Origin of the sequence: Streptomyces niveiscabiei (assembly GCF_001419795.1) — a bacterium.
Lineage (GTDB): Bacteria > Actinomycetota > Actinomycetes > Streptomycetales > Streptomycetaceae > Streptomyces > Streptomyces niveiscabiei.
Map to the genome: position 1 here is coordinate 1 of NZ_LIRL01000566.1, position 10754 is coordinate 10754.

The following is a 10754-nucleotide window of genomic DNA, read 5'->3' on the forward strand; positions in this document are numbered from 1 at the left end:
CCGGACTTCGCGAAGGCGCTCGGCGACCGCGACACCGCGCGCACCGCCGTCCTCCTCGCCCACCAGCCCGTACAGATCCACGACGCGGTGGACCACGGCGTGGACCTCCAGCTCTCGGGCCACACGCACGGCGGCCAGCTCTGGCCGGGCAACTACGTCGCCGCGCTGGCCAATCCCACGGTCTCCGGCCTGGAGCGCTACGACGACACGCAGCTGTACGTGTCCAACGGCGCGGGCGCCTGGGGCATGCCCACGCGCGTGGGCGCGCAGTCCGACGTCACGGTGATCGAACTGGCGTCCCTCAGGGCCTGAACCGGCCCACAACTGTGAGGGACCTGTGAAACCGGACGGAAACAACTGTTCGGGTAAGTTCTCTCTCATCTCATCCGATTAGCCTTCCCTGGGCGAAACCGTGTGTGATTAGGTGAGCCGGCCATTCAGGGGAGTGGCCTCTTTTTTCGTAAGGCTGGGCCCGTTCACCGGGCCTGGGGAGGCAGGGCACCACCATGCGATCTGTTCGCATGCGGATCATCGCGGCGCTCGCCGTACTGGCCGCTGTCGGCGTGGGCGGCTGGCAGTTGCTGCCGTCGTCGGGCAGTGGCGACGGCGATGCCATCGTGGTCGGCACGACCGACACGATCACGTCCCTCGACCCGGCGGGCTCGTACGACTCGGGCTCCTGGGCGCTGTACAGCAACGTCTACCAGTCGCTGCTGACGTTCGCGCCGGGCGGCGTCGAGCCCGTCCCGGACGCGGCCAAGAGCTGCGCCTTCCAGGGCGGCGGGCTGACGACGTACCAGTGCGAGCTGCGCGACGACCTGAAGTTCCCGAGCGGGCGCAAGGTCACGCCGAAGGACGTCAAGTACTCGATCGACCGCATCAAGAAGATCAACTCTCCGGTCGGCCCCGAGTCGCTGCTGTCCACCCTCAAGTCGGTCGACACGGAGGGCGACACCGTCACCTTCCACCTGTCGTCCGGCGACGCGACGTTCCCGTTCAAGCTGGCGACCGGCGTCGGCTCGATCGTCGACAGCACCAAGTACCCCGAGAACAAGCTCCGTACGGACGACGCCGTCGACGGCACCGGCCCGTACACGATCACCGGGTACACCAAGGACGAGCGGATCGACCTCAAGCCCAACCCCGACTACAAGGGCGCCTTCAAGACCGGCGAACCCGTCGAGCTGAAGTACTACAAGGACTCCGCGCGGCTGGAGAGCGCCTGGAAGGCGAAGGAGGTCTCCGTCGCCACCCGGCAGCTCCCGCCGAAGATGCTCGCCTCCCTCAACGCCAGCGACCCCGACCAGCGGGTCACCGAGGCGGAGAGCTCCGAGACGCGCAACCTGTACTTCAACACCCGCGCCGGCTCCCCGCTGCACGACGCGCGCGTGCGCAAGGCCGCCGCCTGGCTGATCAACCGCGAACAGCTCGCGACGACCGTGTACGACGGCACCGTCGAGCCGCTGTACTCGCTGATCCCGACCGGCATCACCGGCCACGCCACGTCGTTCTTCGACGCCTACCCCAAGCCGGACCCCGACAAGGCCAAGGACCTCCTGAAGGCCGCCGGCGTCTCCCTGCCCGTCACGATCACCTACGGCTACGGCAAGCGGGGCGCCGCCGAGCAGGAGACCGCCGCGGTGAAGGCCCAGCTCGAAGCGGGCGGCCTGTTCAAGGTGGACGTCAAGGCGTACGAGTGGACCGACTTCAAGAAGCAGTGGGCCGACGGCAAGCTCGACGCGTACCCCGTCGGCTGGGTCGCCGACTACCCGGACGCCGACACCTTCGCCGGCCCCCTCGTCGGCAGTGACTCCTCGATGAACACCGGCTACAGCAGCAAGGCCGTCGACAAGCTCATCCTCGACAGCCAGCAGTTCGCCGACCGCAGCCGCGTCTCCGACGACTTCCGCCGCCTCCAGGACGACGTCGCGCAGGACGCGCCCGTCATCCCGCTGTGGCAGCGCAAGGAGTACGTCGTCGCCACCGAGGACGTCGGCGGCAGCCAGTACCTCGCGGACGGCAACGGCGTGTTCCGGCTGTGGAGCCTCAACTGGATCTAGCCCCAGCGGCATTCCGTACGGCACCCCGGGAACTTTCGGGGTGCCGTCGTCCGTTTCAGGAGCAGGCCGGACGCTCGGGCAGCTCCACCGTCGCCGTCAGCCCCTCCCCTGGCGCCGTACGGACGCTGATCGTGCCGTTGTGGGACTCCACCGCCCGCTGGACGATCGCGAGCCCGAGGCCGCTGCCCGCCGCGCTGCCGGTGCGGAAGAAGCGGTCGAAGACGCGGGCGGCGTTCTCCGCGGACAGCCCGGGCCCCTGGTCGGCGACGGTCAGGGTGATCCGGTCGCCCGCGCGCCGCGCCGAGAGGTGCACGGGCACCTCGGCGGGCGTGTGGGTGCGCACGTTGGCGACGAGGTTGCCGAGGATCTGCCGCAGCCCCGACTCGTCGGCCTGGAGCAGCAGGGTGCCCGAGGCGTCCACGGTCACCGGGCGCGCCGGCTGCTGGGCGCGCAGGTCCTGCGCCGCGTCCCGCACCAGGCGCGTGACGTCGACGGGCCGCAGCCGCAGCTCCGGGTGCTGGTCGAGGCGGGCCAGCGTGAGGAGTTCGTCCACCAGGCGGCCCATCCGGTCGACCTCGGCGTTCATCCGGTCCCAGGAGCGCCGCCGCTCCTCCTCCTCGCGCAGCATCCCCTTGTCGTACAGCTGGAGGTACCCGCGGATCGCCGCGAGCGGGGTGCGCAGCTCGTGCGAGGCGTCCGCGACGAACGACCGGAGCTGGGCGGCGCTGCGCTCGCGCGTGCGGTACGCGGTCTCCACCTGGTGCAGCATCGAGTTGAGGGCGAGGCGCAGCTGTTCGACCTCCTGCGTGGCATCGCAGCTGGACGGCACCCGCCGCGTCAGATCGCCCTCCGCTATCGCCGACGACGTCTCCACCATGTCCTCCAGGGGCCGCATCCGCCGCCGCACGTTGAACAGGGTCAGACACGCCAGCAGCGCCAGCAGCAGTGTCCCGACGGCGAGATCGGCTCTCAGCGCCTTCGCCATGCCCTTGTGGAGGCCGTCGGTGGAGGTCGCCATCAGGACGTACGTGCCGTCCCGCAGGCGCGTCGCCGTCGCCCGGTAGGGGGCGCCGTGCAGGCCGACGTCCTGCGGGGAGCTGTGCCGGACGAGCCCGGCGGGCGCGCCGACCGCCTTCGCGATCCCCTTCTGCGCCTCGGTCGGCTGGATGCCGAACAGCGGCAGCGCCGTCCCCTCGGCGTCGACGGCGGCGAACACCGAGTCCGGCGTGGCCTGTTCGCGCTCCGCCTCGGGCAGCACCTGGTCGCTGATGAACGCCAGCACGGTCAGCGAGTCGACGTCCCGCAGGGTGAGCCGCGAACTCTCCAGCGAGGAGCGCGTCTTGGTCAGCCCGGAGTCGATCTGGCCGATCAGGTAGTGCCGCATCGCCATCAGGCTGACGGCCGTCGCCGCCGTGATGCCGAGGGCGAGCAGCGCGACGTTCGCCAGCGTCAGCTTCACCCGCAGGGAACGCATCGCCCACGCGCGCGGGAGGCCCATCACGCCAGCCCGTAGCCGACGCCGCGCCGCGTGGTGATCACCGGCGGGCCCAGGGCGGCCAGTTTGCGCCGCAGATAGCTGATGTACGTCTCGACGACCGTCGATTCGGGCGGCGTGTGCTCGTACTGCCAGACGTGGCGCAGGAGTTGCTCCTTGGGGACGACCCGGCCGCCGTTGCGCACCAAAAACCGCAGCAGCGCGTACTCCGTCGGCGTCAGCTCCACCGTGCGCCCCGCGCGGTGCACGCTGTACGTCGTCTCGTCGAGCTCCAGGTCGCCGTAGCGCAGGGGCGGGCGCTGCTGGAGGACGTCGGCCGCGCGCGTGCGCCGGAGCACCGCGCCGATGCGCGCGACGACGACGTCGATGTCGAACGGCTTGGTGATGTAGTCGTCGCCGAAGCCGAGCGCGCCCACGATCTCGGCGGGCGAGTCCCGCGCCGTCAGGAACACGATCGCCAGGTCGGCACGCCGGGTGCGCAGTTCGCGGCCCAGGGCGCGGCCGTCGCCGTCCGGGAGGATCACGTCCAGGAGCGCCACGTCGGGGCGCGTGCGGGCGGCGAGGGCGAGCGCCTCGCGGACCGTGCCCGCGACCATCACCTCGAAGCCGTGGAAGCGCAGGGCGATGGCGAGGACGTCCGCGATGCTCGGCTCGTCCTCCACGACCAGCACGGTGCCAGGGGCCGTCGTCATGTCCCCAGTATCGACGGCGACTTGGCCGCCGCGCGGGGTTTCTCTTTGGAGTTCCTTGAGAGTCATGGCCAGTGGATGTCCAGCCGCGCGTGCTCCTGTCGATGCTGTCGGTCAGGACCTGGGGGACCGACCGAACCGACCGACATCGAAGAGGAGTTGAAGCGTGGCGGCATTGGCACGCTGGTGCTACCGGCACCGGCTGGTGGTCCTGTTGCTGTGGGTGGGGGCACTGTTCGGCATGGGGTTCACGGCATCGACGGCCGGAACCGATTACGCGAACGTCTTCTCGCTACCGGACACGGACTCCAAGAAGGCGTACGACCTGATGGAGAAGGCGTTCCCCGCGCGCGCGGGCGACACCGACACCGTCGTGTGGAAGACCGACAGCGGCAGCGTCCGCGACGACGCCGTACGGCAGCGGATCGAGCCCGCGCTGAAGGAGATCGCGGGGCTTGACGGCGTCGGGGACGTCGCCGGGCCGTACGCGGGCGCGGGCGGGGCGGCGCAGATCAGCCGCGACGGGAAGATCGCCTACGCGCAGGTGACGTTCACCAAGCAGGCCAACGAGGTGCCCAAGGAGCTCATCGAGAAGGTCGTGGACGCCGCCCAGAAGGCCGAACAGGGCGGCCTGAAGGTCGAGCTGGGCGGACAGGCCATCCAGCGCGTCCAGGAGCCGCCCACGGGCCTCGCCGAGATGGTCGGGCTCGCCGCCGCGGCCATCGTCCTGTTCCTCGCGTTCGGCTCGTTCTTCGCGATGCTCCTGCCGATCGCCATCGCGGTCTTCGGCGTCGGCATGGGCCTGTTCGGCACGCAGCTCCTCAGCCACACCACGAACATCCCCGACCTGGCGCCCCTGCTGGCCTCCCTGATCGGCCTCGGCGTCGGCATCGACTACGCCCTGTTCATCGTCACCCGCCACCGCAAGGGCGTCCTGCGCGGCCTCGACCCCGAGGAGTCGGCGGTCACCGCCCTCAACACCTCCGGGCGCGCCGTCCTGTTCGCGGGCGGCACCGTCTGCATCGCGCTGGCCGGGATGCTCGTCACCAACCTGCGCTTCCTCGACGGCGTCGTCATCGGTACGTCCCTGACGGTCGTCCTCAGCGTCCTCGCGGCGACGACCCTGCTGCCCGCGCTCCTCGGGTTCCTCGGGACGCGCGTGCTCAGCCGCAAGCAGCGGCGCCGGCTCGCGGCCTCCGGGCCCGAACCGGAGGTGACGAGCGGGCCCGCCGCGCGCTGGTCCACGCAGGTCCAGCGGCGGCCCCGGTCCATCGCCGCCCTCGCCCTCGCCGTCATGGTCGTCCTCGCGCTGCCGGTGCTGTCGCTGCGGCTCGGCGCGACCGACCAGGGCAACGACGACACGACCACGACGACCCGCCAGGCCTACGACCTCCTCGCCGAAGGCTTCGGGCCCGGGTTCAACGGGCCGCTCCAGGTCGTCGCCGACGGCGGGGACACGGCCGCGCTCGTGCGGGGCATCGAGGCCACCGAGGGCGTCGCGCGGGTCGCCGCGCTGCCGCCGGCCGGCGGCGTCACCGTCGTCCAGGTCGTGCCCACCACGTCCCCGCAGTCCCGGGAGACCGACGAGCTGATCGACACGTTGCGCGATCGCGTCATCCCGCAGGCGGGCGCGCAGGCGCACGTCGGGGGCGTCACGGCCGTCTCCAAGGACTTCGCGACCGTCACCGGCGACCGGCTGCCGCTGTTCGTCGCGACGATCATCGGGCTCGGGTTCCTGCTGCTCCTGGTGGCGTTCCGGTCGCTGGTCGTGCCGCTCACGGCGGCCGTCATGAACCTCATCGCCGCGGCGGCCTCGTTCGGCGTCCTGGTGGCGATCTTCCAGTGGGGCTGGGGCCTCGAACTGCTGGGCCTCGGCAAGGAAGGGCCCATCAACGCCTTCCTCCCCGTCATCATGCTGTCCCTGCTCTTCGGCCTCTCCATGGACTACCAGGTCTTCCTCGTCAGCCGCATGCACGAGGAGTGGGTCCACACCCGCGACAACGCGCGCGCGGTACGCGTCGGCCTCGCCGAGACCTCCCGCGTCATCAACTCCGCCGCGCTCATCATGGTGTGCGTGTTCCTCGCGTTCGTCCTCAGCGGGGACGCCGGGGCCGCGATGGCGGGCGTCGGCCTCGCGGTCGCCGTCGCCCTCGACGCGTTCGTCCTGCGCACGGCACTGGTCCCCGCGGCGATGCACCTGCTGGGTACGTCGAACTGGTGGCTCCCGGCGTGGCTGGAGAAGCGCCTGCCGCACCTGGCGGTCGAGCCCCAGGAGTCCTCGCCGGCGGTCGCCACGGACGGCCCCGCCTCCGTCGTCCACGGCTTCGTCCGCGACCCGGAGGGCGACCCCGTCGCCGACGCTGCGGTCACCCTCCTCTCCTCAGGAGGAGGCCGCCAGCTCGACCACGTCACCACCCTGGCCGACGGCTCGTACATCCTGTCCGTCCCGACCCCGGGCACCTACCTCCTGGCAGTCACCGCACCCGCCTACGGCTCCTCCGCACGGCACGTGCACGTGGGCGAGGGGCCGGTGGTGCAGGACGTGGAACTGCGGGAGGGGGAGGTGGACGCGGTCAGCTAGCCCTTGGGCTGCCCGTACTTGATGATCTGGGCCACGTCGAGAGTCACTTCGGCGCCGATCGAGTCGGGCAGCGTGACGGTCTCGCCGGGGGCGTGTACGCGATGGCTGTCGTACCCGCCCTCGGAGGGCTCGGTCAGGACGTGAAGCCGCTGGTGTTTGCGGTCGACGACGACGTATACGGGCACCTTGGCCTCGGCATAGGCGCCGACCTTGGTCTTGAGGTCGTCCCTCCAGTTTCCGGAGGTGACCTCCAGGACGAGGCGGAAGCAGACCGGGTCGTACGCGTTCTTCTCGATGAGGTGGTCGTCGACGTCGGCGTCCACGATCACCAGATCCGGGATGACGTAGTCCTCGGCGGCGCTGGGCAGCCAGAGACCCATGCCCTGGTGAACCTCCGAGTCACCGTCGTCCAGTCCGGCCGCGATGAACGGACGCATCAGCTTGGTCAGCGTGCGTGAGTGACCGGAGTCCGGTGAGGGGGTCACGAGGAGATGGCCTCCAATGATCTCGACGCGATAGCCCGGATGGAGTTCCATGATCTCGTCGGCGATGGTGGCGAGGGAGAACGGCCTTTCGGAGACGGTTGACAAGAACTCGTCGTCGAAAGGCTGCTCGACGGATGCTGCGGACATCACGTGCCTCCCATGGGCTGGTGTCGAGGGCATCATCGTAGACAGACGGCGTCTCTGATGTCCGAATGAGTCACGTGATCAGAAGTGATCATTTGTCGCTCTTCTTCGGTCCCGGGGCCGGCAGGATTCTTGTCATTCCCGGCAGGAAGTCCGTGAACAGTTCGTGGACCTCGCGGACCAGGGGGCGTAGGACGCGGAAGCGGGAGAGGGCGACGCCGCGGGCGGTGAGGCGGGCGCCTCTTTCTGCCAGGCGGTAGCTGCGTTCGCGGTTGGGGGTGCGGTCGAAGATCCAGTAGAGGACCAGGCCCATCTGGGAGAGCCACATCAGTTCGGGGAGGACGTCCTTGAGGTCGTCGGCGACCTTTGTTTTGGGGGCGCCTCGGAGGATCTCGCGGTGGACCGAGATTGCTTCCTCGCGCGCGTGCTCCGATTCGGGGGAGAAGGGGCTCAAGGGGCTGTCGGGGTCTGCCGCGTTCTTGAAGAACTGGACCGCGAACTCGTGGTACGGCGTGGCGAGGTCGAGCCAGAGGCGCAGGACTCCGGCGAGGCGGGCCTCGAAGTCGGTCTCGCGGGCGAGGAGGGGGCGGACGGCGGCGCGGTGCTCGGCGGCGAGACGGTCGTAGAACCCCTGGATGAGGTGTTCCTTGCCGGCGAAGTAGTAGTACGCGTTGCCGACGGAGACCCCCGCCTCCTGGGCGATGGCCCGCATGGTCGTCTTGTCGTACCCGCGCTCCTGGAAGAGCCGCATGGCGGTCTCCAGGATGAGCGCACGGGTCTGTTCGGACTTGCTGGGAGCTGCGGCGGGGCCGTCGTTGTTCGCGGACACGGTCGCGAGCCTAACCAGTGGCGCAGGTGCCGCTGTCACAGGCGTACTCCCACCCGCGCGCGGGGTCGTAGGCCCACCCGTCGCCCCGCGCGTACGTGTCCCCGCCCCACCCGGCCTCGCGGACCTTCGCCGCCGCGAGCAGCGCCGTGCGGGCGAGCCGCGCACCGGACGGCGTGCTGAGCCGGTGCGCGAGGGGCCGGTGCTCGCGCAGCGCCCACAGGACGACGACCCAGGCGTCGGCGCCCCGGTAGAGCTGGCCGCTGTCGCCGACGACGGTGATCTCGGTGAGCGTGAGCCCGTGGTCGAGGCCGGGGAAGAGGGCGCGGGCGGCGTCGGAGGCGGCCGGTACGAGGTCCAGCGGGACGAGCTGGGGCTGACGGGCCAGCCAGCCGCTGAGCGCGCGGCACAGGCCGCACTCCGCGTCGTACAGGACGGTCAGCCGGCGGACCGGGACGCGCGCGGCGTCCCGGTCGGTGTCCGGCTCGGGGCTCACGCCTGGGCCGGCTTCGTCGGCGCGACCCACGCGCGCGGGGCGACCGGCGGCACGTCCTCGCGCTCCAGCAGGCCCCGGCGCCGGATGCGGCTCAGGACGTACACGTTGCCCAGGTGCATCGCGCCGAGGACCAGCAGGACCACGCCGAGCTTCGTCGACAGGGCCTCGAAGATCTCCCGTGTGTTCGACAGGGCCTCGTCGCCGCTCAGGTAGAGGGCGACGAAGCCCAGGTTCACGAGGTAGAAGCCGACCACCAGGAGGTGGTTCACCGCGTCGGCGAGCTTCTCGTCGCCGCGCAGCACGTCCGCGAGGAAGACCCGGCCGTTGCGGCTGAGGGTCCGGGCGACCCAGACGGTCAGCGCGATGCTGACGGCCAGGTAGACGACGTATGCGATGACCGTGCGGTCCATGTCCCCACCACTTTCTTGAACGCGTTCAAAACGCTGTCGTGGATGACTGTAGACCTGTTTTTGAACACGTTCAACATGGATCGGCGACTCGGGGCTACGGAGGCCGGGAGCCCCGGAGGGTTCAGCGCCTCGCCAGCTCCGGGCGCTTCGTGTAGTCCGTGAAGCCGACGACGTTGCCCCAGGGGTCGGCGATCTCCACCGTCCAGCCCGTCGCCACGGACGCCGGTTCGTCGATCGCGGCGACACCCGCCGCCGCGAGCCTGCGCGCCGCCGCGCGCGCGTCCGGGACCTCCATCCACACGCGCGCGCAGCCCCACGGCGGCGGGCGGTGGCCCAGCGCCTCCTCCTCGCGCAGCAGGATGCCCGGCGTCTCCCGGCCCACCTTCAGCGAGGCGAGCCCGCCCTCGTCGAACCTGAACCCCACCGCGAACCCGGCGCGCTCGTAGAAACCCACCGCCTCGGCCAGATTCCCGACCGGCAGCAGCACGTTGTCGAACCCGAGCAGCTCGTACGACTCGTCATCAGACATACCGTCACAATAGGTGTGATACGGGCTGGATCGGGTGATTGTCAGTGGTGGCTCGTAGAGTCGAACGCATGCGCACACCTCGCTCGTACTCGGACCGCATCGCCCACCGCGCCGCCGCCGGCGCGGTGGAAAGCGTGGTGGAGGAGGCGCTGCGGGCGGCCGTCGCGAGCCGGGGGGTGTGGCACGCGGCGTGGGGAGAGATCCCGGACCGGCTCGCCGCGCTGCCCGCCGACCGGCGGCGGGACCTGCTCCGGGCGCTGGCGGAGCGGTATCCGGAACTGGACGGGCCGAACCGGCTCGGGCCGGGGGTCGTCGGGGCCCGTACGGAGATCCGGTGCGGGGTGCTCGTCCTGAGCCTGCGGGTGGCCGGCGACGACCTCCCCGACCCTCTCGCCCCCGCGCGCGCACCCGCCCTCGACGACCTCGCCCGCCGCCGCGCCTACCGCCCCTGGGCGCGCTACGACCTCCTCGCCGAGGCGGAACTCTCCGCGGGGCGCGCCCTCGCGCCGGCCGTCGTCGCGGTCCTGCGGCGCACCGCGCTGGACGCGCCGGGCGAGGAACAGCCGGGACGCCTGGTCGCCGGGCTGACGGACCCCGTCCTCGACGTCGGGGAGCAGTGGGCGGAGTCCGCGATGGCCGACGCCGGGCTGCGGCCGGTCCTCGTCCACGCGCTCAGGGCGAAGGGGCCCCGGCCGACCGCGAAGTGGGACACGGAGGCGCGCTCGCTGATCGAGACACTCGGCACGGACCGCATCCGGGCGGCCGTCCACACCTGGTTCGCACAGGTGGGCCGTCCACGCACGCTCCCCCTGGAGTACGCCCCCTTCGAACCCGACGCCGACAGCACCTACGACCCCCACAACGCCGTCGCCCTGCGCGGGCTCGCGTGGCTGCTGTCCCTGCTGCCGCCGGACACCGCGACGGTCCGTGCGCTCGCCGCCCTGGTGGAGACGTCCCTGCGACAGGTGCCGGGCGTCGGGCCCCGGGGCGCGAAGGTCGCCAACGCGGGGGTGCTGGCGCTGGGGCCCGACGCCCGGCA

At 71.1% G+C, this 10754-nt stretch carries 9 protein-coding genes and 2 pseudogenes; 4 read left to right on the forward strand and 7 right to left on the reverse strand.

All coding sequences use genetic code 11. From position 1 onward, the window contains the following. Positions 1-312: pseudogene (locus tag AOK24_RS26395) on the forward strand (metallophosphoesterase); the annotation flags it as partial. A gap of 194 nt (positions 313-506) precedes the next feature. Beyond that, positions 507-2060: an ABC transporter substrate-binding protein gene (locus tag AOK24_RS26400; protein WP_055722564.1), complete on the forward strand. Its 1554-nt coding sequence runs from the start codon at positions 507-509 to the stop codon at positions 2058-2060. Between the two features lie 55 nt (positions 2061-2115). Here the strand turns inward: AOK24_RS26400 and AOK24_RS26405 are convergent, their stop codons facing one another. Both AOK24_RS26405 and AOK24_RS26410 read right to left on the reverse strand, forming a co-directional pair. After that, positions 2116-3558, reverse strand: a complete 1443-nt coding sequence (locus tag AOK24_RS26405) for a sensor histidine kinase (RefSeq protein WP_055722565.1) — start codon at positions 3556-3558, stop codon at positions 2116-2118. After that, positions 3558-4247, reverse strand: a complete 690-nt coding sequence (locus tag AOK24_RS26410; RefSeq protein WP_055722566.1) for a response regulator transcription factor — start codon at positions 4245-4247, stop codon at positions 3558-3560. The genes AOK24_RS26405 and AOK24_RS26410 overlap by 1 nt, the downstream gene beginning before the upstream one ends. Before the next feature lie 172 nt (positions 4248-4419). Between AOK24_RS26410 and AOK24_RS26415 the strand changes: the two genes are divergently transcribed. Beyond that, a complete protein-coding gene (locus tag AOK24_RS26415; RefSeq protein WP_055722567.1) occupies positions 4420-6825 on the forward strand; it encodes an MMPL family transporter in 2406 nt (801 codons plus the stop codon). On the opposite strand, the gene AOK24_RS26420 is transcribed toward AOK24_RS26415, so the two are convergent. From AOK24_RS26420 to AOK24_RS26440, 5 genes are all read right to left on the reverse strand, one after another. Next, complete coding sequence (locus AOK24_RS26420) at positions 6822-7457, reverse strand: Uma2 family endonuclease (protein WP_055722568.1); 636 nt, start codon at positions 7455-7457, stop codon at positions 6822-6824. The two genes, AOK24_RS26415 and AOK24_RS26420, sit on opposite strands and share 4 nt — an antisense overlap. Positions 7458-7545: 88 nt before the next feature. Continuing rightward, positions 7546-8283: a TetR/AcrR family transcriptional regulator gene (locus tag AOK24_RS26425; RefSeq protein WP_055722569.1), complete on the reverse strand. Its 738-nt coding sequence runs from the start codon at positions 8281-8283 to the stop codon at positions 7546-7548. Positions 8284-8293: 10 nt separating this feature from the next. Continuing rightward, a complete protein-coding gene (locus AOK24_RS26430; RefSeq protein WP_055722570.1) occupies positions 8294-8776 on the reverse strand; it encodes a thiol-disulfide oxidoreductase DCC family protein in 483 nt (160 codons plus the stop codon). After that, entirely contained in the window at positions 8773-9186 is a 414-nt protein-coding gene (locus AOK24_RS26435) for a hypothetical protein (protein WP_055722571.1), read from the reverse strand. Before AOK24_RS26435 ends, AOK24_RS26430 begins: the two co-directional genes overlap by 4 nt. A gap of 121 nt (positions 9187-9307) precedes the next feature. Beyond that, complete coding sequence (locus AOK24_RS26440) at positions 9308-9715, reverse strand: VOC family protein (protein ID WP_055722572.1); 408 nt, start codon at positions 9713-9715, stop codon at positions 9308-9310. A 68-nt stretch (positions 9716-9783) separates the two neighbouring features. Here AOK24_RS26440 and AOK24_RS26445 point away from each other — a divergent pair. Next, a pseudogene (locus AOK24_RS26445) lies at positions 9784-10754 on the forward strand (DUF4132 domain-containing protein); the annotation flags it as partial.